This is a genomic window from Ruegeria sp. BHSB064 (assembly GCF_059613205.1).
On sequence record NZ_JBXWSB010000005.1, the window covers coordinates 49,836 to 75,880 of the forward strand.

At 57.9% G+C, this 26,045-nt stretch carries 22 protein-coding genes and 1 pseudogene; 9 read left to right on the top strand and 14 right to left on the bottom strand.

Features of this window, described 5'->3' with window-relative positions:
- The first annotated feature begins 53 nt into the window (after positions 1–53).
- A complete protein-coding gene (locus AC2FNU_RS02230; RefSeq protein ID WP_496784507.1) occupies positions 54–1,931 on the top strand; it encodes a glycosyltransferase in 1,878 nt (625 codons plus the stop codon).
- A gap of 3 nt (positions 1,932–1,934) precedes the next feature.
- On the opposite strand, the gene AC2FNU_RS02235 is transcribed toward AC2FNU_RS02230, so the two are convergent.
- On the bottom strand, positions 1,935–2,582 hold the full coding sequence (locus tag AC2FNU_RS02235) for a GntR family transcriptional regulator (RefSeq protein WP_496784508.1): 648 nt from the start codon (positions 2,580–2,582) through the stop codon (positions 1,935–1,937).
- A gap of 100 nt (positions 2,583–2,682) precedes the next feature.
- Here AC2FNU_RS02235 and AC2FNU_RS02240 point away from each other — a divergent pair, with 100 nt between their 5' ends.
- The 3 genes from AC2FNU_RS02240 to AC2FNU_RS02250 all read left to right on the top strand — a co-directional run bounded on the left by AC2FNU_RS02240 (position 2,683) and on the right by AC2FNU_RS02250 (position 4,932).
- Positions 2,683–3,327, top strand: coding sequence for a pyrimidine 5'-nucleotidase (locus AC2FNU_RS02240; protein ID WP_496784509.1), 645 nt, complete (start codon positions 2,683–2,685; stop codon positions 3,325–3,327).
- Positions 3,328–3,412: 85 nt separating this feature from the next.
- Entirely contained in the window at positions 3,413–3,661 is a 249-nt protein-coding gene (locus tag AC2FNU_RS02245; RefSeq protein ID WP_480798731.1) for a hypothetical protein, read from the top strand.
- 74 nt (positions 3,662–3,735) lie between these two features.
- Positions 3,736–4,932: a UbiH/UbiF family hydroxylase gene (locus tag AC2FNU_RS02250; RefSeq protein WP_496784510.1), complete on the top strand. Its 1,197-nt coding sequence runs from the start codon at positions 3,736–3,738 to the stop codon at positions 4,930–4,932.
- A gap of 12 nt (positions 4,933–4,944) precedes the next feature.
- On the opposite strand, the gene AC2FNU_RS02255 is transcribed toward AC2FNU_RS02250, so the two are convergent.
- Positions 4,945–6,072: an aminotransferase class V-fold PLP-dependent enzyme gene (locus AC2FNU_RS02255; protein WP_496784511.1), complete on the bottom strand. Its 1,128-nt coding sequence runs from the start codon at positions 6,070–6,072 to the stop codon at positions 4,945–4,947.
- Between the two features lie 232 nt (positions 6,073–6,304).
- Between AC2FNU_RS02255 and hutC the strand changes: the two genes are divergently transcribed.
- Positions 6,305–7,006 (top strand): histidine utilization transcriptional repressor HutC, encoded by a 702-nt coding sequence (gene hutC, locus AC2FNU_RS02260; protein WP_496784512.1) that lies wholly within the window; start codon positions 6,305–6,307, stop codon positions 7,004–7,006.
- Positions 7,007–7,012: 6 nt separating this feature from the next.
- Here the strand turns inward: hutC and AC2FNU_RS02265 are convergent, their stop codons facing one another.
- Together AC2FNU_RS02265 and AC2FNU_RS02270 are read right to left on the bottom strand one after the other, a co-directional pair.
- A complete protein-coding gene (locus AC2FNU_RS02265) occupies positions 7,013–7,471 on the bottom strand; it encodes an Lrp/AsnC family transcriptional regulator (protein WP_171089391.1) in 459 nt (152 codons plus the stop codon).
- On the bottom strand, positions 7,468–7,923 hold the full coding sequence (locus AC2FNU_RS02270; protein ID WP_496784513.1) for an Lrp/AsnC family transcriptional regulator: 456 nt from the start codon (positions 7,921–7,923) through the stop codon (positions 7,468–7,470). Before AC2FNU_RS02270 ends, AC2FNU_RS02265 begins: the two co-directional genes overlap by 4 nt.
- A gap of 131 nt (positions 7,924–8,054) precedes the next feature.
- Between AC2FNU_RS02270 and ilvC the strand changes: the two genes are divergently transcribed.
- Positions 8,055–9,077: a ketol-acid reductoisomerase gene (gene ilvC, locus AC2FNU_RS02275; RefSeq protein ID WP_039534886.1), complete on the top strand. Its 1,023-nt coding sequence runs from the start codon at positions 8,055–8,057 to the stop codon at positions 9,075–9,077.
- A gap of 135 nt (positions 9,078–9,212) precedes the next feature.
- A complete protein-coding gene (locus tag AC2FNU_RS02280) occupies positions 9,213–10,115 on the top strand; it encodes a DMT family transporter (RefSeq protein ID WP_496784514.1) in 903 nt (300 codons plus the stop codon).
- Here the strand turns inward: AC2FNU_RS02280 and glmM are convergent.
- From glmM to AC2FNU_RS02325, 9 genes and pseudogenes are all read right to left on the bottom strand, one after another.
- On the bottom strand, positions 10,112–11,455 hold the full coding sequence (gene glmM, locus AC2FNU_RS02285; protein WP_496784515.1) for a phosphoglucosamine mutase: 1,344 nt from the start codon (positions 11,453–11,455) through the stop codon (positions 10,112–10,114). The genes AC2FNU_RS02280 and glmM overlap by 4 nt on opposite strands.
- Before the next feature lie 33 nt (positions 11,456–11,488).
- Entirely contained in the window at positions 11,489–12,487 is a 999-nt protein-coding gene (gene folP, locus AC2FNU_RS02290) for a dihydropteroate synthase (protein ID WP_496784516.1), read from the bottom strand.
- Complete coding sequence (locus AC2FNU_RS02295) at positions 12,484–13,404, bottom strand: dihydroneopterin aldolase (protein WP_480798722.1); 921 nt, start codon at positions 13,402–13,404, stop codon at positions 12,484–12,486. Before AC2FNU_RS02295 ends, folP begins: the two co-directional genes overlap by 4 nt.
- Before the next feature lie 101 nt (positions 13,405–13,505).
- On the bottom strand, positions 13,506–14,879 hold the full coding sequence (locus AC2FNU_RS02300; RefSeq protein ID WP_496784517.1) for a multicopper oxidase family protein: 1,374 nt from the start codon (positions 14,877–14,879) through the stop codon (positions 13,506–13,508).
- 73 nt (positions 14,880–14,952) lie between these two features.
- Positions 14,953–15,594 carry a cell wall hydrolase gene (locus AC2FNU_RS02305; RefSeq protein WP_496784518.1) on the bottom strand — a complete coding sequence of 214 codons (642 nt, stop codon included), beginning with the start codon at positions 15,592–15,594 and terminating at the stop codon, positions 14,953–14,955.
- 187 nt (positions 15,595–15,781) lie between these two features.
- On the bottom strand, positions 15,782–18,322 hold the full coding sequence (locus AC2FNU_RS02310; protein ID WP_496784519.1) for a putative PEP-binding protein: 2,541 nt from the start codon (positions 18,320–18,322) through the stop codon (positions 15,782–15,784).
- A gap of 90 nt (positions 18,323–18,412) precedes the next feature.
- Positions 18,413–20,632 (bottom strand): glycine--tRNA ligase subunit beta, encoded by a 2,220-nt coding sequence (gene glyS / locus AC2FNU_RS02315; protein WP_496784520.1) that lies wholly within the window; start codon positions 20,630–20,632, stop codon positions 18,413–18,415.
- Between the two features lie 9 nt (positions 20,633–20,641).
- Positions 20,642–21,850, bottom strand: a pseudogene (gene gltS / locus AC2FNU_RS02320) (sodium/glutamate symporter).
- Positions 21,851–21,860: 10 nt separating this feature from the next.
- Positions 21,861–22,385: a DUF6446 family protein gene (locus tag AC2FNU_RS02325; RefSeq protein ID WP_496784521.1), complete on the bottom strand. Its 525-nt coding sequence runs from the start codon at positions 22,383–22,385 to the stop codon at positions 21,861–21,863.
- Positions 22,386–22,476: 91 nt separating this feature from the next.
- On the opposite strand from AC2FNU_RS02325, the gene AC2FNU_RS02330 reads away from it, so the two are divergent.
- Positions 22,477–23,109 carry a MarC family protein gene (locus AC2FNU_RS02330; RefSeq protein WP_496784522.1) on the top strand — a complete coding sequence of 211 codons (633 nt, stop codon included), beginning with the start codon at positions 22,477–22,479 and terminating at the stop codon, positions 23,107–23,109.
- 8 nt (positions 23,110–23,117) lie between these two features.
- On the opposite strand, the gene AC2FNU_RS02335 is transcribed toward AC2FNU_RS02330, so the two are convergent.
- Positions 23,118–24,047, bottom strand: a complete 930-nt coding sequence (locus AC2FNU_RS02335; protein ID WP_496784523.1) for a glycine--tRNA ligase subunit alpha — start codon at positions 24,045–24,047, stop codon at positions 23,118–23,120.
- A 206-nt stretch (positions 24,048–24,253) separates the two neighbouring features.
- On the opposite strand from AC2FNU_RS02335, the gene AC2FNU_RS02340 reads away from it, so the two are divergent.
- On the top strand, positions 24,254–25,993 hold the full coding sequence (locus tag AC2FNU_RS02340; protein WP_496784524.1) for a serine protease: 1,740 nt from the start codon (positions 24,254–24,256) through the stop codon (positions 25,991–25,993).
- Positions 25,994–26,045: the final 52 nt, after the last annotated feature.

Consider the following 26,045-nt stretch of genomic DNA (forward strand, 5'->3'; position numbering starts at 1 on the left):
TTAACCTTGATCGAACAACCCTGAGCGCGGGTAACTGCGCCAGGGTTCTTTTTATGGTTGAACTAAACCTCCAAAACTTCGCAACCGCTTCTCCGATCCCAGCACCTGGATTTCGAAAACCGCTGGGCACCTGTCTGGTAGAAGCTGGAACTCTGACACAGTCGGAACTTGACCACGCCTTGCACTTGCAATCCCAACAAAATGCGCCTTTGGGCGAAATTTTGGTGGGTGAAGGATTTGCCACCCGGCAAGACGTCCTGCATGCCTTGTCTGTCCAGTCTGGCTGGCAGATTGCGGACTTGGAACAAATTCCGCCCATGCCGGGGCTGTGCGACCTGAAGCCAGTAGACTTCTGGCTGGAACACAACGTTGTTCCGTGGATGCGCGTTGGGCCGCTTCTGTTGGTTGCGACGGCGCGTCCGGATCGGTTTCCAGTTATCGCGGCCGACATGCAGGATTGCGACTTTACGATCATTCCGGTTCTGGCGGCCTCTGATCAAATCGACCGAACAATAGCAGAGCAGTTCTCGCGCCCTTTGGCCGAAGCCGCTGAGACACGGGTCGACTCCGAACAAAGTTGCCGCAACTGGACGGTTAACTCGCGCATTGCGCCAAGCCTGGCAGCGCTTGGTATTGCTGTATTGTTCGCAACTTTCCCGCTGTTTGCGTTGGCGGTTCTGCTCACCGCAGCTGTGGGAACCTTGATTCTGTTCACTGTTCTTCGCGTCGCTGGGGCTTTGGCCTATCTGGTTCATTCTTTTCAGAAAAAGCGTGAAGTTTCGCGTGCAGCCATCCCGCTTCGACAACCCTGCGTCTCAATCATGGTCCCACTGTACAAAGAGCGGGAGATTGCCGATGCACTTGTTCAACGCCTCAAACGCCTGACCTACCCCAAGGCGCTTTTGGACGTCATCTTGGTGCTGGAAGAAAAAGACGAGGTCACGCGCGCGACTGTGGCGCAAGTGGATCTGCCCAGTTGGATGCGGATCGTCGAGGTGCCCGAACTGGGCGGGCTTACCACCAAACCGCGAGCCATGAATTATGCCCTGGACTTTTGCCGAGGCGACTATGTTGGCGTCTGGGATGCCGAAGACGCCCCGCAGCCGGATCAGATCGAACGGGTGGTCGCGCATTTCACGCAGGCCGCGCCGCAGGTGGTGTGCCTTCAGGGCAGCCTTGATTATTACAACCCACGTACAAACTGGCGCTCACGCTGTTTCACCATCGAATACAACAGTTGGTTTCGCATCATCCTGCCGGGAATAGCGCGCATGGGGCTTGTCGTTCCACTGGGCGGGACCACCTTCTTCTTCCGCCGCGACAAGCTTTTGGAATTGGGCGGCTGGGATGCCCACAACGTGACTGAGGATGCCGATCTTGGCGTGCGGCTGTGCCGGGCCGGGTACCGAACAGAACTGGTGGATACCACCACTTATGAAGAAGCGAATTTTCGCGCCTGGCCTTGGGTGAAACAGCGTTCGCGCTGGCTCAAGGGTTTCATGGTGACGTATCTCGTGCACATGCGATCCCCTCAGAAACTGCTGCGCGATCTGGGCGTCGCGCAGTTTTTAGGGTTTCAGGCGTTCTTTCTGGGTACGTTGGGGCAATTTTTACTCGCCCCCGTCTTGTGGCTATTCTGGTTGTCAACGCTGGGTTTGGTCAATCCAATGGCGCAAGTTGTTTCACAACAGCTGGCCACGGCACTTATTTTTTTGTTTTTGACAACCGAAGCGCTGGGTATTTGCGTTGGATGTCTTGCCGTCTTGGCGCGCGAGCGGCGGTTTTTGTTGCCTTGGGTACCAACCATGGCCCTCTACTATCCGTTAGGAGTCATTGCCGCTTACAAAGCCCTTTGGGAACTGGCGACGAACCCGTTCTTCTGGGACAAAACCCAACATGGGCAGGCCAGCGAAGATCAACAGTCCGCCTGACACTTACTTATCGCGCAGGCTTGCATCCTGCTTGAGACGCGTCATGAACGCGATCGAGATATGATCCTTCAGTGCGCGCGCAGCTGCCTCTTCATCCCTTGCGGCAATAGCTTCGACAATACCTTTATGCTCACTTTGGGCGATCTCGCCACGCCCCTGCACCGCCAGTGAGGTCGTTGCCATCAGGGCCATTGTCCGGTGCACAAGATCAAGCTGCTGCACCAGATAGCGGTTATGGGACGCCAGATGGATCTGCTCATGAAAGCGTCGGTTCGCACGCGACAAGGCTGACGGGTCATCAACCAGCTTGTCATCTTCGACGACCATCTCTTGCAGTACCTTGATCTCTTCTTCGGTCGCGTGTTTGGCCGCAAGGCTTGCTGCCAACCCCTCCAGTTCCCGACGCACGATATACAGCTCGGCCATCTGGTTGTGATCCAGCGACGCCACGATCAGCGACCGCCCGTCCCGCTCCAGCAAAGACTGTGTCTCGAGCCGCTGCAACGCTTCGCGGATCGGCGTGCGTGACACCCCGAACCGTTCGGCCAGCTCGCTTTCCACCAGACGATCACCGGGCTTGTAGACGCCCACGTCGATGGCTTCGAGTATCAGGCTGTAGGCATCCTTGGTGGGGGATCTGGTCTGGCTCATGGGGTTCATTGTCTCCTCGTTCGGACCTGTCTATCCGTCCAAAGGGGGAACGATCAAGTAGAGCATTGAAAACACCGCGCGCGCGCCCTACACCCTGCTTATGGTCAAACCGGCTTTTTCTCATGTCACTCAATGGGTGTTCGATCTGGACAACACCCTTTATCCGCCGCACATGCGCCTGTTCGATCAGATCGAGGTGTTGATGACGGATTATGTCATGCGGGCCATAGGTGTGGATCAGGCCGAAGCGGACCGTTTACGGGCACATTACTGGCGCGAATACGGCACAACCCTTGCCGGATTGATGGCCGAACATGATCTGGACCCGGACCCGTATCTGCACGCCGTTCATCAAGTGGACATGAGCCATATGGACCCGGATGCAGCGTTGGCCGATCACATACGCGCCCTGCCCGGGCGACGTATCGTCTATACCAACGGCAGCGCTCCTTACGCCGAACGGGTGCTTGAGGCACGCGGCCTTTCCGGATTGTTCGATGCAATCTATGGCGTGGAACATGCAGGCTATCGGCCGAAACCCGAAAAAGCAGCCTTTGAGGCGATCTTTGCGCAGGATGGGATTCGGGCTGAAGAAGCTGCCATGTTCGAGGATGATCCGCGCAATCTGGCGGCTCCGCACGAGATGGGAATGCGTACAGTGCACGTGGCGCCTGACCCGCATGACGCCGATCACATCCACCATCACACTGACGATTTGACGGCGTTTCTGGCCCGCCTGCGATAGGCTGTCACACTGCGACGATCCGCACATTCTGCACCTGCATCCTCGTCCCTATATGCACGTCAGCGACGAACAGATGGAGACCTCAATGACCGCGATCGAGATGACCGGCCGCCTGCCGATTTGGCAGCGCCTTTTCTTTGCAATCCCTGTATTCGGGTGGCTGGCCCGCGATGCGGTCAATGGCAAGGCCGAAGATCTGTATTACACCGCTGGTGCGATTTTCAGCATGTGGGGATGTTCCATCATGTTGTTCGGCTTGCCCGGTCTCTTCATTCCTGCCCTGATGATGGTGCCGGTGATGTTCCTGATTCTCATTCTGATTTCACGGGGCTGAGACACGGGACAGGATGTCACTTGGCGCTTGGGGTGGAACCGAACTAGGTTCTGCCCAAACCGATGAGAGGCGCCATGACTGACAGCTGTGACATCCTGATTTCCGGCGGTGGCATCGCCGGCCTGACCGCAGCGGCGGCTTTTGGAGCCGCAGGGTTTGACGTGGTCTGCGTCGATCCGACCCCTCCGATCATCGAGCGGGATGTAGACGGATCGGACCTGCGCACCACCGCCTTTCTGCAACCCGCACGTGGGTTGTTAGAGCAATGCGGGCTTTGGGCGCGTCTGGATGCCCACGCGGCCCCGTTGCAGATCATGCGCATCGTGGATGCAGGCGGCGACGTGCCAGAGCCGCGTGTTGTGCGCGACTTCAATGCCGCCGACATTTCCGATCAACCCTTTGGCTGGAACCTGCCCAACTGGCTTCTGCGCCGGGAAATGGTGGCGCGACTGGCAGACCTTCCCAATGTCGATTTCCGCCCCGGCACCGGTACAACCAGTCTGTTCACGCGGACCGCCGAAGCCCGCGTTGGGCTGAGCGACAGCAGCCGCGTCCGGTGTAAACTGGTTCTCGCAGCCGATGGCCGCAATTCACCGATGCGCGAAGCCGCAGGAATATCGGTTCACACAACACGGTACGGGCAAAAAGCGCTGGCTTTTGCGGTGACCCACCCCATTCCACACGACAACGTCTCGACTGAAATTCACAGATCCGGTGGCCCATTCACATTGGTCCCCCTGCCCGACTGGCAAGGGCAGCCGTCCTCAGCCATTGTCTGGATGGAGCGCGGTCCAAAGGCTGTCGACCTTCTGAACCTGGAACCTGAAGCCTTTGAAGCCGCAATGACCGAGCGGTCCTGCGGATTGTTCGGCCCTTTGAAGCTGGCGTCGCGCCGGACGATCTGGCCCATCATCAGCCAGTCTGCCGAGCGGTTGTCCGGCGAACGCATTGCCTTGATGGCCGAGGCAGCGCATGTGGTGCCGCCGATTGGCGCTCAGGGGCTGAACATGTCCTTGGGTGACTTACGCTGCTTGCTGGACCTCGCGCAGGCGCGACCCGAAGGGCTGGGCGACGCGCAGATGCTGGACGCTTATCACAAGGCCCGCCATACCGAGGTCGAGATGCGGGTCAAGGGCATCGACCTGCTGAACCGCGCCTCGATGATCGAGGCGCGCCCGTTGCGCGATGCAAGGGCCATGGGGTTGAGCGCGCTCTATTCCCTGCCGCCCGTGCGCAAGACATTGATGCAGATGGGCCTTGGCGTTCGCTAAGGCCCGGTTCGTTTACAGAACCTGATCCAGCACCCGTTTCAAACGCGCGATGGTTGCGTCCACATCATAAAGCTTGTCGAGCCCGAACAGACCCAGACGGAAGGTGCTGAACCCTTCGGGCTCATCACATTGCAGGGGCACGCCAGCAGCAATCTGCATTCCAAGCGCTGCAAATTTCTTGCCGTTCTGGATGTCGGGGTCCGAGGTATAGCTGACGACTACGCCGGGCGCGCCAAAACCGTCTGCAGCCACAGAAATGATGCCTTTGTCCTTTAACAAGGACCGCACACCATCTCCCAACGCCCATTGCGCAGAACGCAGTTTCTCGAACCCATAGTCTTTGGTCTCCGCCATGGTATCGCGGAAGGCCAGCAACGCGTCCGTTGGCATGGTCGCGTGATAGGCATGACCGCCATTTTCATAGGCCTGCATGATCTGACGCCACTTCTTCAGATCCACCGCAAAACTGTCGGAGTCTGTTTCCTGTAAACGCGCTTCACCTCTCTCTGACAGCATGACAAGGCCAGCACAAGGCGATGCGCTCCACCCTTTCTGGGGGGCAGAAATCAGTACGTCGACTCCTGTCGCCTTCATATCCACCCAGGCACATCCGGACGCGATGCAATCCAACACCATCAGCGCGCCAACCTCATGCGCGGCATCTGCCAAAGCGGTCACATAATCATCCGGCAAAATCACACCCGCGGATGTTTCAACATGCGGGGCGAACACGACACTCGGTTTTTGCGACCGAATGGCGTCAACGACTTCTTCAATGGGGGCCGGTGCAAAGGGCGACGGGGTGGAATTGCCCGTCTGACGGGCCTTCATAACTGTGGCGCTTTGCGTCAGGGAGCCGCTTTCGATGATCTGGCTCCACCGGTACGAGAACCACCCGTTCCGAACCACCAAAACATCCGCCCCACGCGCAAACTGACGGGCTACGGCCTCCATGGCATAGGTGCCACCGCCCGGAATAACCGCGACGCCTTCAGCGTTATACACCTCTTTCAACATGTCCGAGATGTCGCGCATGACCTGTTGGAACTTCTGCGACATGTGGTTCAGCGAACGATCGGTGAACACCACCGAAAACTCTTCAAGCCCGTTCGGGTCAACGGTATCCAATAGCGCTGGCATTCCTCATCCTTTCCAAAAACGTTTTCGAGAACCTGATCTCTTTGCCTGCCTCCGTAAAGCACTTTCGCGACAAAAAGTGACGCAACGGCATGCAGCTTAAATTTGCAAATGCAGCACCAGATCCTGCTGAAAAACCCATAAATGACGCCAAGTAGTGTCACCTTCCCCTTTACACTTCTGCTTGCTTCTGAACAGATGCACACACTTTATACTTGAAGGGATAATTCTACCCGTGACTATACAAAAGCGGATAAGCTTCCAGTCCGTTCGAGACGAAGTTAAACGGCGTATTGAAAGCCGCGTCTGGCCACAAGGATCGCTTTTACCAACCGAAACGCAATTGGCAGAAGAATTCAATTGCGCACGTGCCACAGTCAATCGCGCCCTGAGGGAATTGGCCGAACAGGGATTTGTTGAGCGCAAACGCAAAAGCGGAACGCGGGTCAAGAAAGAACCCAGCAAACATGCCAAGCTTGAGTTTTCGCTGGCCCGTCAAATGGTTGAAAGCCAAAACGCAACCTATCGGTATGCTTTGGTCGAGCGAAACCTTGTGGAAAGCCCCGGCTGGCTGTCTTCGCAATTGGACATACCTCATGACATGCGCGTTCTGCATGTCATTTGTATGCATTACGCGGACAACCGGCCGTTTCAGTTGGAAGAGCGCTGGATCAATATCGACGCTGTGCCGGATGTGGAAACCGCAGACCTGAGCGAGCACGGCCCCCACGAATGGTTGCTGAATGCAGCACCATTCACCGAGGCCGAAATCGCCTTCTGCGCAATCTCAGCCGACGCAAAACTGGCGGAGTTCATGGGCACCACAACGGGCACCTCCATGATTCAGATGGAACGCACCACTTGGAAAGAAGATAAGCCTCTGACTTTCGCGCGCATGACGCACCATCCCGGATACTGCATCCGTACGAAATACTGAAGCAGTTCAACCAAGCGGTCCGGGCAAACGTTCTTCGCTCAGCAAAACGTTTGCCTCGACATCCCCTGCGCCGGGCAAGGTCATGATCCGGCGCCGCAACACGCGTTCGAAATCAGATAGATCCCGTGCAACGACACGCAGACGATAATCATACAAGCCCAGAACATGCTCGACGGTCTGCACCTCGGGAATGGCACTTACGGCGCGCTCAAAATCCTCAAGACTGATCTGACCTTTTCGTCCGAGTTTAACGCCCAGAAAAACCGTTACACCAAATCCAAGCGCCTCGGCGTTCAGTCGCAATCGCCGCCCCTTGATGATCCCTGCTTCCTCCAGCCGGCGGATACGCCTCCAGGTGGCGGGTTGAGACAATCCAAACCTGCGCCCCAACGCACCAGCACTTTGTGTCGCGTCCTGCTGCAGAGCGCGCAGCAACCGGCGGTCAACTTCGTCCAACTCGATCATACCGGCAGCACCTCATCCCTTTTGACCCGCGCGATGTGCATCAGCGCTTCGATGTCCGCGATATGGGGCAAGGTCAGAATCCGGTCGCGGTACAGCTGTTGGTAGTGGTTCATATCCTTCGCAATGACCGAAAGGCGTACATCTACACGCCCCAGAAAGGTCTGGATCTCGACCACTTCGGCCACCTCTCGCGCGGCCTCGGTAAACTCGTCAAAGGCCCGCGCCTGTGTCTTGTCCAGCGAGATCCGAAGCGACACCTCGACGGCATATCCCATCGCTGTCCAGTCAATCACGGCCTCTTGTCCCTCGATGATCCCTGCCGCCTGCATCTTTTCGATCCGTCGCCAACAGACACCGGCGCTGATCCGGCACAGATCAGCCAATTCCGCTGTTGTCAGGCTTGGCGCGGCCTGAAAATGGCGCAGGATGCGCCGATCTATGTCATCAAGCATGATTTTTTTACTTTTCTCGCTCTTTTCGAATTATTCTTCACCTTTTTCACAAATACTCAAGCCCAGCGCTATCGCCAATACACGATCAGGCGTGTAAAACCGCCGCAATCTAACCTGAAAGGACCGGCGAAATGCGCGTCTATTACGATCGCGATTGCGATATCAACCTGATCAAAGACAAAAAAGTGGCCATCCTGGGCTATGGCTCGCAAGGTCACGCCCACGCGCTGAACCTGCGTGACTCGGGTGCCAAGAACCTGGTCATCGCCCTGCGCGAAGGCTCACCTTCGGCAAAGAAAGCCGAAGCTGAAGGTCTGGAAGTCATGGGCATCGCCGAAGCGGCGGCCTGGTGTGACGTCATCATGTTCACCATGCCCGACGAGCTGCAGGCTGAAACCTACAAGAAATACGTCCACGACAACATCAAGCCGGGTGCCGCGATCGCATTCGCCCACGGCCTGAACGTCCATTTCGGCCTGATCGAGCCGAAAGAAGGCGTTGACGTCATCATGATGGCGCCCAAAGGCCCCGGTCACACCGTACGTGGCGAATACACCAAAGGCGGCGGCGTGCCCTGCCTGGTCGCCGTTGACAATGACGCAACCGGCAAAGCGCTGGAAATCGGCCTGTCCTACTGCTCGGCCATTGGCGGCGGTCGCTCGGGCATCATCGAAACCAACTTCCGCGAAGAATGTGAAACCGACCTGTTCGGCGAGCAGGCCGTTCTGTGCGGCGGTCTGGTCGAACTGATCCGCTGCGGCTTTGAAACGCTGGTCGAGGCCGGTTACGCGCCGGAAATGGCCTATTTCGAATGTCTGCACGAAGTGAAGCTGATCGTTGACCTGATCTACGAAGGCGGCATCGCCAACATGGATTACTCGATCTCGAACACCGCCGAATACGGCCAGTATGTCACTGGCCCGCGTATCCTGAAATACGACGAAACCAAAGCACGCATGAAAGAGGTTCTGAACGATATCCAGCAGGGTAAATTTGTTCGCGACTTCATGCTGGAAAACGCTGTTGGCCAGCCGACCATCAAAGCGTCGCGCCGCGCCAATGACGAGCACATGATCGAAGAAACCGGCGCCAAACTGCGCGGCATGATGCCGTGGATTTCGGCCGGCAAAATGGTCGACAAAGAAAAGAACTAAGTCTGACCTTTGTCAGCACAAGGGCGGCCCCGGTGGTCGCCCTTTTTCGTTTGCACAAAAAAGCGGCGCAGCACATAAACACCCGGTCAGATTTACCTTTTTCGCAGTTTCACGCAGCCCCGGCAGGACAGACCAATGGTGCCACAGCCTACAAAACAGGACTGGAGCGGCGTTTTCACGCTGGGCCTGATCTGGGGCGCGACGTTCATGGTCGTTGCCATGGCGCTTGAGGGCTATGGCCCGATCACGGTCGCGACCTCTCGGACGACGCTGGGCGCTGTGACCCTGCTGCTTTTGATGTGGGCAACCGGTCGCAAACTGCCGGTTCTGACACCCGCGCTCAGCACTTCGATTGTGCTGATCGGTGTCCTTTCTACGGCCGTGCCATTCATGTTGCTGAGTTGGGGACAGCAATTTGTGCCCTCGGCTTTTGCGGGGCTGTCCATGGCCGCAATCCCGCTGATGGTGCTGCCGCTTGCGCATTTCTTCTCGGATGAACCGCTGAACCTGCGTCGTTTTCTGGGGGTGTGCCTTGGGTTCTCAGGCGCATTGGTCCTGATCGGTCCCGGCCTTGCAAAGCTGGGTCAAGGGGCGGAACCGTTGGCACAATTGGCCTGCATCACAGCCGCGCTGTGTTACGCCAGTTCTTCTGTGATAACCCGACGTTGCCCCCCGGTTGACCCCGTGGTGCTGGCGGCCCTGACACTGGTTGTCGGGGCCGTGATTCTTTTACCCATCATGCTGCTCACCGAAGGTCTGCCGACGTGGCAAGGACCACGCCCGACAATCGCCTTGATTGTGTTGGGGCTGGTCCCAACCGCTTTTGCCACCCTGCTGCGCGTTTCGATCACCCGCAGCGCAGGATCGGTTTTCCTGACATTGGTGAATTATCAAGTACCGATCTGGTCGATGGTGTTCGGCGCGTGGATTTTGTCCGAGGCCCTGCCCCTGCGCTTTTACATCGCCCTTAGCCTTATCCTGACTGGCATGGCAATCAGCCAATGGTTCAGCCTGCGCAAGGTTTTGTTCGGACACTAGCCAGCGGCAGCTTCAACCTCAGCTACGATGCTGTCGACAACTTGGGTCAGCAACCCATCGTCTTCGCACTCGGCCATGACGCGAATTAGCGGTTCGGTCCCGGATTTGCGGATCAGCAACCGGCCCTGCCCGTTCAGCCGCGCTTCGGCATCGGCGATGGCGGCCTGAACGCTCTGAACCTCCAGTGGGGTTTGCCCGCTGGCATAGCGCACATTTTTCAACAGCTGCGGCACCGTTTCGAACTGTTTCGAAAGATCGGACGCCTTGCGCCCCGACAAAACCATCTCCGCCAGAAAATGCAGGCCCGCCATAAGCCCGTCACCGGTGGTGGCATAATCGCTCATCACGATATGGCCGGATTGTTCGCCGCCCAAGTTGAACCCGCCTTCCCGCATCCGCTCGACCACATAGCGGTCGCCGACAGCAGTGCGCTCCAGACGCAACCCTTGCCCTGTCAGATGACGTTCTAGGCCCAGATTGGACATCACAGTCGCCACCAGAGCATCGCCTTTCAACTGATCCGACCTCTTCCATGCCGTCGCAAGCAGCGCCATAAGCTGATCGCCGTCGGCCACCTGACCGGTTTCGTCAACCACAACCACCCGGTCCGCATCGCCATCCAGACAAATGCCAACATCTGCCCCATGGGCCACAACCGTTTCTGCCGCCAGTTGCGGCTTGGTCGATCCACAGTTGAGGTTAATATTCTTGCCGTTGGGCGAGACACCTACCGGAATAACATCAGCGCCCAGTTCCCACAGAACTTCGGGCGCAGTGCGATGGGCCGCGCCGTTCGCGCAATCTATCACCACTTTCAGACCATCCAAACTCACGTCACGGGGCAAGGATGACTTCACACGCTCACCATAGCGGAACCGCGCATCATCGACACGACGCGCCCGGCCGATATTTTGTGCCTGAGCGGGTTGGACGCCTTCGTCGATCAGCCTTTCAATCTCGATCTCGGCCTGATCCGACAGTTTGTAACCATCGGGCCCAAAGAATTTGATGCCGTTGTCTTCAGCCGGGTTGTGACTGGCCGAGATCATGACGCCAAGATCGGCACGCATGGACCGCGTCATGAGACCAACGGCAGGCGTTGGTACGGGGCCCAACAGCAGCACGTTCATACCCGTCGAGGTCAAACCCGCGGTCAGCGCATTTTCCAGCATGTAACCGGACAGACGTGTGTCCTTGCCAATGACAACCCGGTGTACACCTGTCGTGTCACGGCGAAAGTAACGCCCGACCGCAGCCCCGATGCGCAAGGCCATTTCCGCCGTCATCGGATGCGTGTTGGCGGTGCCCCGCACCCCGTCGGTTCCGAACAGCTTGCGCATGAGTGTCACTCCGTGATTTTTCGTGAAACCGGATTACCGGACAGCAGCCCATAGGCGCAAGGCCTGAGCGGTCTCTGCCACGTCATGAACGCGAATGATTTGCACGCCCTGAGACAATCCAGCCAGAGCCACGGCAATTGATCCCGGTGCGCGCGCTGTCTTGCGCGGCTCTTGCCCAATAGAGCCGATGAAACCTTTGCGCGACACACCCAGCAGGATCGGGCAGCCTAACCCGTGAAACAAGCTGAGATTGCGCAGAAGGGTCAGATTGTGATCCTCGGTCTTGCCGAAGCCAATACCGGGATCAACAACGATCAGATCACGGCTGAGGCCAAGGCCCTCCAGCAACGCAATTTGATTTTCCAGAAAGTCGTACACATCCAGCAAGACGTTGTTGTATTGCGGATTGTCCTGCATCGTGGCCGGATCGCCCTGCATGTGCATGACACAAACAGGTACGCCCTGTTGCGCACAGAGCGGCGCCAGGTCCGGATCAAAGGTAAAGCCTGAGACATCGTTCACCAAACCAGCTCCGGCCGCGCAAGCCGCTTCGGCGACGCTGGCTTTGCGCGTGTCGATCGAGATCAAGGCATCGGTTTCCGCCCGGATCGCTTCGATCACAGGTCGGGTGCGTTCAATCTCTTGCTCAGAGGGAACAAAATCAGCGCCGGGGCGGGTAGATTCCCCACCAACATCCAAAATCGTGGCCCCTTGCGCGACCATATCTGCGGCGGCGGTACGCGCGGCTTCTGCCGAGCTGTGGACGCCCCCATCCGAAAAACTGTCGGGCGTGGCATTCAGAATGCCCATGATTTGCGGCACCTGCATATCCAGACCCGCAATGTCTGCTCGCGCTTGAGTCAAACGGCCCAGATGGTCAGACGGAACCTCGGACACTGCAACAATCTCAGGGGCCGCCCCGCGCCGCAAGACTTCAACACGGGTAAACCAGAGCGGTTGCCCCGCCAGCGGCACAGCACCTGCAGGACGTGCAGGACCATGCTGAACCAGTGGTCTGTAGTAGACAGTCACAGCTGGGCCTGATCCACGGCAACGGCACGCAAGGGCGTTTTGGGTTCTTTCGGCAATGCGCCGCCGATCACCATCATCTCACTGGCTTCAAAGGTCGCTGCGAACCAAGCCGCAAGGGCCACTGCATCCGATGGTGCGGCAGAAGGGCCATCCACAGCGTCCAAAACGATCTTGGACGGGGCCCAAACACAGATCTGACCATTCTTCATCGCCCAATCCAATTCCGTCCGGGTGGAAACCACAACACAACGGTGATCTCGTGCCGCCAGAACCCAAGCATTTTGCTCAATGGCCAACAAATCGATACGGCGCTGCGTCATCGCGTGGCCGGTCTGCGGCGCGGCCAGGTCCGACGCCCCGACGCACAGGATCAACGGGCGCTGGCGGTTCTCCAACTGGTCGATCCAACCGGTCAGATTGTCCGAGGAAATGGCTTCATTCGACAGATACACAAGGCGCGGATGGGGGCGTTCCTCTTCGACCACTTCATGGTGAACCGAGTCCTTACCACGCACGATTTCGACACCCAAAGCCCCCGGACCGCGATCCAGTTTTTCGATGCGAACAAAGACTCTTACGGCCTGAGGCTCAAGCAGAATACGTTCCGCCACACGTTCCGCCAACGTCTCAAGCAAGTTCAAACGTTCTGCGGCCAATTCAAAAGCAATCGCTTCGGTAACGCGGTCATAGGACAGAATGCGGTCCACATCGTCGTCAATATCGGCGGTCAGCGGGCGCACCTCGACCACGATGTTAAAGCAAATCCTTTGGGTCGTACCGCGCTCGGCCTGAAAGGCACCGATCTCGACTTCGACGATGTGATCGCGCAGCGAAATGCGATCCAGCGGTCCTCGGGGAGAGGTCGCCTCGGACCTCTCAGAGGGGTGTGCGAATGCCAGGCGGATTTCAGAACTCATGGGTCAGGCCTTTTTGGGCTCGTTGCAAAGATTGCCTACTATAGGCTTTGCCCGCGCCTATAGCACTCATACAAGCGCCATTCCAACCGCCGATTGCGGCGTCAGGTGACCCTAAACCAACTCATCATCCCGGATGCGGCATGTCCCAGCATATGGCAATGCAACAGCCAGTCGCCCGGATTGTCCGCAACCAACGCAATCTGGCGGGTCTGCCCCCGACCCACCAGAACGGTGTCACGCCAAGGGCCAAGGGAACCGTCATCCAGAACCAAGCGGAAGTGATGCCCATGCAAGTGAATCGCGTGCGGAAAGGCTGTTTCATTCACGAACTCAACCCTGTGCAGACTGCCGATTGCGGCATCCAGAAATGGATCATCGGGGCGTTCGGCATGGCCGTTCAGCGCCCAGAATCGATCCAACTGTGCCAGCTCACGGCCTGACAACTCGGTTGCGCCAAGCCGCGCACTTTCCAACCATCGCATCGCGCCACCCTGCAAAACCATTCTATGCAAAGGTGCATCTTCAATATTCTTGATTTCCGGCAAAGGATTAGGCGGCAATGCTGACACGCTCTGCCTTTGCGCCTTTGCGGCATCGCCTGTAACGTCGAAACGCGCCAGACCAAAGGCACCATCCCGTTCAACACTGACGAGATTGGCGGTTTCGCCCTCGGTGACGACATCAACAATCAGATCCGCACGTTGTGCAGGTGCCAGTGGGAGCGATCCTGACAGTTCCAGCGGAGTTTCCAATGGCATCCCGTCCAAGGCAACGATCCAACCTGAAAGACCGTCGAGATCCAGATCATAGATCCGGGCGTTAGAGGCATTGATCAATCGCAGTCGAAGGCGTTCATGCCTTTGCACAGAAAACGCCGGATCAAACGACCCGTTTACGGTGACGATATTGCCAAGCCGACCCGCATGGCTCAGATCATGGCCGTTATTGAAATCGTCTGTTATCTGAGCCGTTTCAGGGTCTAACCGCCAATCATCCAGCATCAGTATAAGGTCCTGATCGATATCTGGCGTTTGCGCCTCCTCCACGATCAGCGGCCCGTAAAGGCCCCGTGCAACCTGTTCCATTGATCTGTTATGCGCATGATACCAATACGTCCCGGCATCAGGGGCGACGAAGTCGTAGTCAAAAGAGTTTCCCTTTTCGACCGCATCTTGCGTCAGACCGGGCACGCCATCCATGGCGTTTTCTATGCGGATTCCGTGCCAATGAACTGAAGTCGGTTGGGGAAGCTGATTTACAAGCGTGCGCTGAACACGCGCGCCTTGCCCGACCCTTATGCTGGTTCCGGGGACCGAGCCATCGAAACTCCACACTGTCGTGTCAGGAAACCCGTTGGGCGCAACACGTTGCCGGGCTTCGCGCGCTTCGAGCGACGGAAAAGCGGCCCGCGCCGCAAGCGGCAGCATCGCGGCTGCAGCAGCCGTTTTCAGAATGTGTCTTCGTGTAAAAAGCATTACGGGCCTCCTGGCCCGTAATATAGACTGCAACTTTCCCCGCGCCATCAAGCTTCCAGCGCGGGTGCGTCAATCAGTTGCTCGCTGTCCGATAGTTGTGGCGATAGAAGATGTGCACACCAATCCGCGCAGTCTGCTTGTAAACGCGCGACCAGGACGGGCGCACTGCGGTGGTGTGATAGTGGGTCGCCCCTTCGGTCAGCTCTTTGGCGATACCGTCAATCGCGGCACGGGCCACTTTCGACACGCGCTCATAGGCTTTCTTTTCATGGATGACTTCCTTGCGGCCATCGCATGTGTATGTGAACTGGCACTGGTATTTTTTGCCTGTACCTTGGCGGATTACACCGCAGAGTGAGTCCGGAAAGCGGCTGCTTTTGACCCGGTTCAGGATAACCTCGGCCACAGCGAACTGTCCGCGCACGCTTTCACCACGCGCTTCAAAGTACAACGCCTCGGACAGGCACTTCCAGTTTTCACCACCGGTGGCCTTAGGTTGTTGGTCAAGCCAGTCCTTGGAATAGGTAACTTCAACAGGTTCGGCGGCTTTGCGCGGCTGGAACAACTTGAAGTAGTCACGAAAGCTCTGACCCGGCAATTCGTTACGGGCCACAAGTTCGTTCTTGGCAGTTTCGGTTGCTTCCCTCTCGGCGAAGGACGCAGTTGGCAGCATGGTTGCCGCCAAAGTGGCAGCAGCCAGTATATAACGTAGCATCAGATAACCTCGCACAGGCACTTCTCGCGCCATACCCTCCCCCGGCGGGCGCGACGAGGCATCTAGCGCAATCGAGCGCAAAGGTCCAGTCTTTCGGAAAAAGCAAGTAAAAATCCGCCCGTCGCGAAGAATTAATTCGCCCACGAGTGATCAGATAACCCACTAATCCTTGGGATAACGTGCTCTGTCAACCCCCAAGTCTGGACGAAATCGCCAGTTGAGCGGCAGCCAGCCGAGCGACCGGAACCCGGAACGGAGAGCATGACACATAGTCAAACCCCAGATCCCGGCAAATCGCGATTGATTCGGGGTTTCCGCCATGTTCGCCGCACACAGACAAGGTCACATCCGGTTTTGCAGCGCGTCCGCGTTCGGCACCCAGCCTCAGCAACTCTCCTACCCCATCAGGGTCAAGGACATGAAATGGGTCTTCACCGAAGACACCCTGCCGCACGTAGGCTGACATAAACCGACCAGCATCGTCCCGCGACAAGCCATAGGTCATCTGAGTCAGGTCGTTTGTCCCAAAACTCATAAACGCCGTTTGCGGGGCGATCTCTTCTGCCCGCAAACAGGCGCGTGGGGTTTCAACCATGACACCTAGCCGATAGTCAAACTCCTGCCCCTGCTCGGACTCAACGGCGGCGGCGACCGAGTCGATGCGGGATTTAACCAGCTCAACCTCGCGCTTTGCCGAAACCAGAGGGATCATGACCTCGGGCACGACTGCAGCCCCGTTTTTCCGGGCCTCCAACGTTGCTTCGAAAATCGCGCGCGCCTGCATGTCGTAGATTTCCGGCACGGTTACGCCCAGACGCACGCCGCGCAGACCCAGCATTGGGTTGTATTCGCTCATGGCAGCAACGCGGCGCTCGACATCTGAAACAGGCAGATCAAGTGCTTCGGCTAATTCTCTTTGCCCGCTGCGGGTCGTGGGCAGAAACTCGTGCAGCGGTGGGTCGAACAGACGAATACAGACCGGCTTACCTTCCATGATGCGGAAAAGTTGCACGAAATCTTCGCGTTGCATTGGCAACAGACGTTCCAATACCGCTGCGCGACCGGACGAGGTTTGCGCAAAGATCATTTCGCGCATCACGATCAGTCGACCGGGGTCAAAAAACATATGCTCGGTGCGGCACAGACCAATCCCCTGCGCTTCGAAATTCCGGGCAGTCTGCGCGTCGGCGGGTGTGTCGGCATTGGCGCGAATATCGATATCACGCTCTGCATCGGCCCAGGCCATCAAAGTTTGAAAACAATCGTCCAGCGCAGCCTCGAGCATTGCGGGTTGCCCCGCCAAAACTTGACCCGAGCTGCCATCGATGGTCAAAACATCGCCGGTTTTAAAGACACGACCATCTGGAGCCGTCAGCATCTTCTTCTTTGTCTGAAACCGCATGTCTGACGCACCGACGATGCAGGGCAATCCAAGCCCGCGCCCTATCACCGCTGCGTGACTGGTCATTCCGCCTTTTTCCGTCAGAACCGCCACAGCCGCGTGCATCCCGCGCACATCCTCGGGTGAGGTTTCGCGACGCACCAGAACACAGGCTTCACCACGGGCCGCGCTGGCTTGCGCTTCGGCCGAAGTAAACACGATCTTGCCGGTCGAGGCACCGGGGCTGGCCCCGATGGCTGTTGTCAACACATCGCGCTTGGCATCAGGGTGCACTTGCCGGTGCAGCAATTCGTTCAGCGCATGAGGATCCACGCGCATGACCGCCTCTTGCGACGGAATGATACCATCCTCGGCCAAACGCACCGCAATTCGCATGGCCGCACGCGCGCTGCGCTGTACGCGGACACCGTCCAAAATATGCACGTTGCCGTTCTGAATAACAAACTCGACCTGCATTTCTTCGCGAAGTTTTGCACGCATTAAAGCGGCTTGTTCCTTGAGTTCAGCAAAGGCTTCGGGCGCAACTTCCTCAAGCGAAGGGCCGCGCGGGTCTTTTTCCAGAAACAACGCTGCAACATCTTCGCCCAACGCATCCCGGCCCTGACTTTGGCTCAGGTATCGACCGGTGATCTGCTGCATCCCGGTTGTGGAATCGACCAGTTGCAAAACACCAGAGCCACATTCGCCCTGCCCGACACCGGGGATCATTTCCTGAATGACCAGCCCCAGCCCGGCGTCCGCCGGTGCCCCCTTGGCCTGCCGCAACAAGCGCGCCGAGGTTCCATCCCACGCCCGCGCCATGGACCGTAACACGCCGATCAACTGCTCTCCGCGGTCTTGCGGAAACGCTTCGTCGGTTTCATCTTCATAGGCCCGCAACGAGAGGCGCAGGCCCTCGCTTCCGTCCAGTTCGATGTCGTCGAACACATCAGGATCCAGGCGTGCCACGTGGATGGCATAGCTTTGTACAAATCTCAGATACAGCGCTGCTGCGGCTTCGGCCCCCATGGTTTCTGACAGATCCACATAGCGTGCATCGTTCATTCCGATGTTCAGAACTGCGCCGGGTCCGCCCCAATCCGGGTCCTCGGAACTGGGCCGAATACATAGCAATGTTGCCGGGTCAAACTGTTCGAGGATTGCGATCAGGTTCGGGATCTCGCCTTCGGCAATCTGATGCACAGAATCAAAGGACAGCGCGACCGTTCGCGGCACCGGCAGTTCAAGACGGACCAGCCGTTGCAGGCACTTGGCCCGCCCGCCATGGGTATGGGCCGTGACCGGCGCGTCGGATGTTATGAGCGTGGTATGCGGATTATTCTGCACTGCAGCACCTTTTGGTTTGCGTGCAGCATAAGCGCTTGCGCCTTTCGCGCAAGGGCGTTCTGGGCGCGCATTTGCCGCGCGCCCGGTGTTTTAACCTTCGATACGGGTCAGATCGGCCACGCTGGAACAGACCTGACGGATCTGGCTGAGCAGGTTCAGACGGTTGCGCCGCAGGATGTCATTCTCGGTATTGACCTGCACATCCTCAAAGAACGCATCCACCGGCCCGCGCAACGCGGCCATGGCGGCCATGGCTGTCGGGAAATCCTCGGCCTTGAGCGCCGGATCGATCTGCGCCTGCGCCTGATCCAAGGCCGCAAACAGCGCCTTTTCGCTGTCCGTTTCGGCAAATTTCACATCCGCGCCATAGGAGTATTCGACGCCGTCCTTTTCTTCGGCCTGCGTCAGAATGTTGTTGGCGCGTTTGAAGCCCTGCACGAGGTTTTCACCATCCTCGGTCGCGATCACCGCGTTCAGAGCACGGGCGCGTTTGACCAGCAGGTTGAGGTCGTCATTCCCCTCCATCGCGATACAGGCGTCGATGATGTCGTGACGGATGCCCTCGTCGCGAAGGAAGACTTTGAGGCGGTCGTGGAAGAAGGAGAGGAGATCGTCGGATGCGTCAGGAACCTTTTTCTCCAACTCAAGAAATGCCGCCGCAGGCAATCCGCCAATTCTTTCTTTGACAGCCTGAAAAGCCCCGCCAAATACACCGTGATCCGCGATCTCCTCCAGAAGGTCGCGGACATTTGCATCCGGCAGCGCCTCATTAATGGCGCTCTCTGCCCGCACTAACTGGCTATCAAAGAAGCGGTCTAAACTTATGCGCAGATCGTTATCCAAAACCAACCGAATAACACCCAACGCCGCGCGGCGCAGGGCAAACGGGTCTTTCGACCCGGTCGGCTTCTCATCAATCGCCCAGAACCCGGTCAGAGTATCCAGCTTATCGGCCAGCGCGACGGTCACTGACAGCGGTGCAGTCGGGACGTCATCCGACGGCCCCAGCGGCGAATAGTGTTCCTGCGCTACGGTGGCCACAGTGGTGTCCTCACCAGCGGCTTCGATGTAGTAGCGGCCCATAAGACCCTGAAGCTCGGGGAACTCATAAACCATCTCGGAACTCAGATCGGCCTTGGCCAGACGCGCGGCTTTCTCGGCTTGATCCGCATCCGCACCGGTCACAGCGGCCAGTTCGCGGGCCAGCGCGGCGATGCGGTCGATGCGCTCGGCCTGGGTACCCAGCTTGTTGTGGAAGGTCACGTTCTCCAACGCGCGTGTCCATTGGGCGATGTCCGATTTGGCAACGCGCAGGTCGTTCTCCCAGAAGAATTTCGCATCGGCCAGACGGGCCGACAGCACCTTCTGGTTCCCAGTCAGAATGGTCGCGCCATTGTCAGCGGTTTCGCGGTTGGCCACGGTGATGAAACGTTCGATCCGGCCCGTTTTGGGGTTCTTCACGGAAAAGAACTTCTGGTGTTCCTTCATCGAGGTCTGCAGCACCTCTGGCGGCAATTCGAGGAATTCGTCATCGATCTGCCCCATCAGCACCACAGGCCACTCGACCAGCCCTGCAACCTCAGCCAACAGGCCCTTATCCTCGACAACTTCCAGACCAGCGGCAAAGGCCATGTTCTGGGCGTCGTTCCAGATATGCTCAGCCCGTTCGTCGGGCGACAGCATAACAAAGGCGCGTTTCAGTTGGGCGGCGTAGTCCTCGAACGACGATACCGAAAACCGGTTCGGTGCCATGAAGCGGTGGCCTGCGGTCGTGTCCCCGGACGAGATGCCCTCGACCTCGAGCGGTACAACCTGCGAACCAGCTTCATCATTCAGGATACACAGGATCGAATGCAACGGACGGACCCAACGCATGGCACCATTGCCCCACCGCATGGATTTGGGCCAGGGGAAGTTGCGGATGGTGGCTTCCAGCACCTCAGCGACAATATCAGCCGCTGGGCGACCTGCCTTTTCGATGGTGGCAAAGTAAACCGCACCTTTGGGTGTGTCGCGTTCTTCCAGCTGGTCGCGGGTCAGGCCAGCGCCACGCAGGAACCCTTCGATGGCTTTGTCCGGCGCGCCGACCTTGGGGCCTTTACGCTCTTCGCGAATGGTGGGGCTTTCGGCCAACAGCCCTTCGACCGCCAGCGTCAGGCGGCGCGGCGTGGTCAGGGCGGCGGCCCCGGCATAGGTCAGACCGGCCTCGACCAAACCATCGGTGATCCGCTTTTTCAGGTCCTCACCGGCGCGGGTCTGCATGCGCGCGGGGATCTCCTCGGAAAACAGTTCGATCAGCAGGTCAGGCATTGTTGGTCCTTAGAAATTGACGATCGTCTGAATGACGATGGCATTTGCGATATCCACAAAGAAGGCGGATACAAGGGGGAGCACAATAAAGGCAATAGGCGATGGACCATATCGCTTGGTCACGGCGGTCATATTTGCAATAGCGGTGGGTGTAGCCCCCAAAGCAAAGCCCCCAAAGCCCGCAGCCAGCACCGCCGCGCGGTAGTTTGAGCCCATAAGCGGAAACAGCACCCAGATCACAAACGCCACTGTGAACAGCGTCTGTGCCGACATGATCACCGCAATGGCCATACCCAATTCGGCAATTGTCCAAAGCTGAAGGCTCATCAGGGACATCGCCAGAAATGCACCCAGTGCAAATTCCGAGATCAAGGCCAGCGAGGGCGTCCGTGCAACAGGTGGGGCGGACGGTGCCAAGGCCGTTCTCAGGTTGGAAATCACGATACCCATCAGAAGGCAGGGCACGAATAAGGGCAGTTTCAGCCCAGCAGCAGCAATAGCCTCGCCCAGAACATAGCCAAAAATGACCGCAAGATTCAGATGCAGCAGAACGCGCATGATCGAGATATGATCGATGCCCGAAAGCTTTGGCTCATCATCGGGCAGCCCGACTGTGTGCTCCTCGTCAGGTCGATCAGGCGTCAGATTGCGCGATTCAACCAGCAGGCGCGCGATGGGGCCACCGACCTAAGCCGCCAGAACAAGGCCCAACGTGGCAACCGCAACGCCCAGTTCGGTCGCGCCGTCCAAACCGGTCGCCCCTGCGACCTCTGGCGCCCATGCAATCGCGGTTCCGTGTCCGCCAATCAGGGCAGCAGATCCAAACAGAACCCCGGCCTGCGCAGGATAGCCAAACAACGACGCGCCTGCCGCTCCGATCACGTTCTGCGCAATGATCGTCACCAGCGTCAAAACCAGGAGGATGAGCAGAGGCTTACCGCCCGCAATCAAATCAGAAAATCGCGCATTCAGGCCGATTCCGGCGAAAAACAGAACCAGCAGGGAATCGCGGGTGTTCAGCTCGAAGGACAGTTCAAGGTTGAACACCAGATACAGGGCCAGAACGACAATCGATGCCAGAAGTCCACCCGTGACGGGTTCAGGGATATTGAATTGCCGCAGCATCGCAACCTTGCTGTTGATCCGCGCGCCCAGCAGATAAACTGCAAAGCCCAGAGTCGCCGTGATGAAATCCGGGATTGTTATTGCGTCGGCCAAGGCGACCTCCTCAGTTCTCGGGGCGCGGGGGGCACTCCTCTCCGACCACCGTACCGTCATAGGCCTTTTCGCCACAATTGTTCAGAACGTGCCAGATAAAGCCTTTGCCGTCTTGGGTGACAGCCACGATGCGATCAACGCCGTAATGCACATTTTTCTGGCCAAAAAAGGCCTGGGCCTTGCCGGTTTTCAGGTCGTCAGCGAGGCCCACCGCATCGTAACAGTCAAACCAGCCCGGTGCAGTCAGTGGTGTTGCTTCTTCTGCTGGCAGATAAGTCGCCTGCAACTCCTCCAGCGCGACATCGGTTTCAAAACAGGCGCGGAAGCGGATCGGAGAGCTGTCTGCGTCTATGGCTTGAAACGAAGAATAAGGAATAGCAACCGGCGGCTGCGCTGCGTCAGCCAACAAGACGACATCCTGACCCGGAGTGGGCTCAACATCGTAATAGTACCCGTAGACCTGTAAGTAATACATGCCAGCGCCTGCAAGGGCCGCAGACAAAAGCAGGATGATCGCCAGAATTTTACCAGTCATCTTTCGATGCTTCCCTTCATGCAAGGACTTCCAAGTGTTTCAGAAATAGGCCACGTTTCGGCGCAGAACAGAACGACCCGAGGCGAACCGTATGGACACCACCCTTGCCGTTGGATTTTTCGGCGCGCTTTTTGCCATCATGAATCCGGTAACGAACCTGCCGGTATTTCTGAGCGTCACGCAGAACCTGTCCGCCTCCGATCAGCGCAAAGTTGCGATCAAAACATCCCTCTACTGCCTGATCCTGGGTGGAGCGTTTGCAGCCATCGGCAGTCAGGCGCTTGGCCTGTTTGGCATAACGGTCGATCACTTGCGGGTCGCGGGCGGTCTGGTCGTTCTGATGATCGGTTTCAACATGCTCAACGGTAGCGAGAGCAGTTCGCACCATGGAACTGAGGATGAGAAAGAAGAATACCACGCAGCTGAAACAGTCGCCTTTTACCCTCTGGCCTTTCCCATTCTTGTCGGCCCTGGAACAATTACGACTTTGATCCTGTACGCGCATCACGTGAAAAAACCCGTCGAAGCAATTGTATTCGCTGGCGTTTTCTTGGGTGTCGTTGCCCTTTTGCTGATCACGTTCTGGAATGCAGCATGGCTGGCCGGACGTCTGTCGGGCAACGCGCGTGTGATCATGAGCCGCTTTATGGGAATGATCTTGTCGGCCATCGCGATCAGTATGATCGCGGATGGCCTCAAAGCACTGCTGCCGGGGTTGGCCTGATTGGCCCATCAGGCTTGGAACCCGGCCGCCTCGGTTTGAACAAACGCATCCGCGCATTGCTTTGCCAATGCCCGCACACGGCCGATGTAAGCCTGTCGTTCCGTCACCGAAATCACGCCACGCGCATCCAGCAAGTTGAAGATGTGGCTGGCTTTGATGCATTGATCATAAGCCGGGTGCGCCATGATGATGCGCTTGCCGGTTTTAGGATCATCATGCTCTTGCGCCAGAATTGCGGCGCATTCAGCTTCGGCCTCTTCGAAATGGCGCAGCAAAACCTCGGTATTGGCGACGTCAAAGTTCCAGCGCGCGTATTCCTCTTCGGTTTGTTTGAAGATGTCACCGTAAGTCAGCGGGCTGGGGGATTGCGGGTCATTGAACGGCATGTCCATCACATGGTCGACACCCAGCACATACATCGCCAGACGTTCCAGACCATAAGTCAGCTCACCCGAGACTGGCGCGCAATCATGCCCACCGACCTGTTGGAAATAGGTGAACTGGCTGACTTCCATGCCATCACACCAGACTTCCCAACCCAGACCCCAAGCGCCCAGGGTGGGGCTTTCCCAGTCATCCTCGACAAACCGGATGTCATGCAGCTCCATATCGATGCCGATGGCCTCGAGGCTGCCCAGATAAAGCTCCTGCAGATCGGGCGGGCTGGGTTTGATCAGCACCTGATACTGATAGTAATGCTGCAAACGGTTCGGGTTTTCGCCATAGCGCCCATCCGTCGGACGGCGCGACGGCTGAACATAAGCTGCGGCCCATGCTTTGGACCCCAACGCCCGCAGAGTGGTCGCAGGATGGAATGTCCCTGCCCCGACCTCCATGTCATAGGGCTGCAAAATCGCGCAGCCTTTCGAGGCCCAATAGGTCTGAAGCCGCAGGATAATCTCCTGAAATGAACGCGGTGCGCTGTTCGGTTCGGTCATGGCATTCCCTCTTGGCGCTTTCGCGCCCGGTTCCGGTCGGTTTGGCCCTTCCTATGCAAGGGGCCAAGGGGCGTCAACGGGGCTTTGCACCATGGCTGTATCTGCGCGGCCACACCACAAATTCCCCGTATCAGCGGCATGGTATTTAGCATTGGAAATCGCGTACTCTGCGCCAAAGCTCAAACACCGCAGAACACGGGCAGACAATGACACGCGTATTTTCAGCAATTCTATTATTTCTTGTGGTCGGCCTGCGCGCCGCATCCGCTCAGCAAGACCCGGGCGTCTGGGTTCAGATCGAAGCCCAGCCAACGCTGCAAGAGGCGCAGGAACGGGCGCAGGCTTATGCGAATACGTTGCCTGACGTGAACGGTTTCAGATTAAACAGTGGCTGGTATGCGATTGTGGTGGGACCGTATGCGCGCCCGGATGCGCAACAAGTGCTGCGGGTCTATCGGTCCGAGGGTCAAATACCGCGCGACAGCTTCATCGCCTTTTCCAGTGGGCTGGGGCAACAGTTCTGGCCTATTGGGGCAAACGTGCTGAATCGTGGCACGGTCGCGGCACCGGTTGCACCAGTTGCTCAGGCCCAAGATACGCTGACAATCGCGCCCTCTCAGGACGCAGATGAAACTCGGGCACAAGCCCTGCAATCCGAACGTCTGCTGACCGCGCAGGAACGCAGAAACCTGCAAACGGCGTTGCAGGCGGCGGGGTTCTATAACTCGACGATTGACGGGGCCTTTGGTCAGGGAACGCGCCGCTCGATGGGCGATTGGCAACGCTTTAACGGATATGAAGCAACCGGCGTTCTGACCACAGCACAACGCAAAGCTCTGATGGACGACTATAATGCGCCGCTGACAAGTGTTGGCATGGCCCGGTACAGCGATGACGCGGCCGGGATCACAATGGACCTGCCGCTGGGTGTCGTCAGCTTTGACCGGTATGAGGCCCCCTTTGCCCATTTCAACAGCGCATCCGATTTGAACGCCAAGGTGCTTTTGATCAGCCAGGACGGCGACAAGCGCACGCTGCGTGCCCTGTATGAGGTGATGCAGTCGCTGAGAATCGTTCCCCTGAATGGTCCGCGTGAGCTGCGCGGAGATCGCTTTACCGTTGAAGGGCGCGGCAATGGCGTCGTGTCATTCACACAGGCGCGCCTGACTGATGGTAAGATCAAAGGGTTCACTCTGGTTTGGCCCGAAGGGGACGAAGCGCGCCGTTTACGGGTTTTGGCGGCTATGGCATCCAGTTTTGATACCACCGATGCGGTGCTTGATGCCACAGCAGGTTCGAACTCAGAGCAGAGCATTGACCTTGTATCCGGTCTTCAGGTCCGCAAGCCCCGCCTGTCGCGCTCGGGTTTCTTTGCGGATGACAAGGGAACCGTTCTGACGGTTTCGGAAGCTGTTGAAAATTGCACCCGGATCACACTGGATGGCGATCAGGAGGTGCAGCTTGCCGTGGCAGACGACGAAGTAGGCGTTGCGGTTCTGCGCCCAGCCAAGGCGTTGGCACCCATGAGCGTGGCCGCGTTCAGCCCGGCCTTGCCGCGCCTTCAGTCCGACATCGCGGTTTCAGGCTTCTCTTATCAGGGCGCATTGGGTGCACCAACGCTGACATTTGGGCATGTTGCCGATGTCCGTGGGTTGAACGGTGAAGCTGGTGTCAAACGTCTGGCGCTGAGCGCGCTGCCCGGTGATGCCGGTGGTCCGGTGTTCAATGACAGCGGTAATGTAGTTGGCATGTTACTGCCGCCGCCATCTGAAGGACGCAGTCTGCCTGCGTCTGTCAGTCTGGCAGCCACTGGTGAGCGGTTGACAGAAATTCTGGCTCAGGCTGGCGTGTCCGGTCTGTCGGGAGAGGAAACGACACAGATTTCGCCTAATGAATTGAGCCGTCGCGCAACGGGCATGACGGTTCTGGTGCACTGCTGGGAATAAACCGCAGCCCCCTGCAAGTTTCCAAGCGCCGCGCAGCCACGCGGCGCTTTTT

What these genes read in the sequence shown, in the direction of transcription:
- AC2FNU_RS02230 (WP_496784507.1), top strand. Translation starts at nt 54, where the DNA reads ATGGTTGAACTAAACCTCCAAAACTTCGCAACCGCTTCTCCGATCCCA.
- AC2FNU_RS02235 (WP_496784508.1), bottom strand. Translation starts at nt 2,582, where the DNA reads ATGAGCCAGACCAGATCCCCCACCAAGGATGCCTACAGCCTGATACTC.
- AC2FNU_RS02240 (WP_496784509.1), top strand. Translation starts at nt 2,683, where the DNA reads ATGGTCAAACCGGCTTTTTCTCATGTCACTCAATGGGTGTTCGATCTG.
- AC2FNU_RS02245 (WP_480798731.1), top strand. Translation starts at nt 3,413, where the DNA reads ATGACCGCGATCGAGATGACCGGCCGCCTGCCGATTTGGCAGCGCCTT.
- AC2FNU_RS02250 (WP_496784510.1), top strand. Translation starts at nt 3,736, where the DNA reads ATGACTGACAGCTGTGACATCCTGATTTCCGGCGGTGGCATCGCCGGC.
- AC2FNU_RS02255 (WP_496784511.1), bottom strand. Translation starts at nt 6,072, where the DNA reads ATGCCAGCGCTATTGGATACCGTTGACCCGAACGGGCTTGAAGAGTTT.
- AC2FNU_RS02265 (WP_171089391.1), bottom strand. Translation starts at nt 7,471, where the DNA reads ATGATCGAGTTGGACGAAGTTGACCGCCGGTTGCTGCGCGCTCTGCAG.
- AC2FNU_RS02270 (WP_496784513.1), bottom strand. Translation starts at nt 7,923, where the DNA reads ATGCTTGATGACATAGATCGGCGCATCCTGCGCCATTTTCAGGCCGCG.
- ilvC (WP_039534886.1), top strand. Translation starts at nt 8,055, where the DNA reads ATGCGCGTCTATTACGATCGCGATTGCGATATCAACCTGATCAAAGAC.
- AC2FNU_RS02280 (WP_496784514.1), top strand. Translation starts at nt 9,213, where the DNA reads ATGGTGCCACAGCCTACAAAACAGGACTGGAGCGGCGTTTTCACGCTG.
- glmM (WP_496784515.1), bottom strand. Translation starts at nt 11,455, where the DNA reads ATGCGCAAGCTGTTCGGAACCGACGGGGTGCGGGGCACCGCCAACACG.
- AC2FNU_RS02295 (WP_480798722.1), bottom strand. Translation starts at nt 13,404, where the DNA reads ATGAGTTCTGAAATCCGCCTGGCATTCGCACACCCCTCTGAGAGGTCC.
- AC2FNU_RS02300 (WP_496784517.1), bottom strand. Translation starts at nt 14,879, where the DNA reads ATGCTTTTTACACGAAGACACATTCTGAAAACGGCTGCTGCAGCCGCG.
- AC2FNU_RS02305 (WP_496784518.1), bottom strand. Translation starts at nt 15,594, where the DNA reads ATGCTACGTTATATACTGGCTGCTGCCACTTTGGCGGCAACCATGCTG.
- glyS (WP_496784520.1), bottom strand. Translation starts at nt 20,632, where the DNA reads ATGCCTGACCTGCTGATCGAACTGTTTTCCGAGGAGATCCCCGCGCGC.
- AC2FNU_RS02325 (WP_496784521.1), bottom strand. Translation starts at nt 22,385, where the DNA reads ATGACTGGTAAAATTCTGGCGATCATCCTGCTTTTGTCTGCGGCCCTT.
- AC2FNU_RS02330 (WP_496784522.1), top strand. Translation starts at nt 22,477, where the DNA reads ATGGACACCACCCTTGCCGTTGGATTTTTCGGCGCGCTTTTTGCCATC.
- AC2FNU_RS02335 (WP_496784523.1), bottom strand. Translation starts at nt 24,047, where the DNA reads ATGACCGAACCGAACAGCGCACCGCGTTCATTTCAGGAGATTATCCTG.
- AC2FNU_RS02340 (WP_496784524.1), top strand. Translation starts at nt 24,254, where the DNA reads ATGACACGCGTATTTTCAGCAATTCTATTATTTCTTGTGGTCGGCCTG.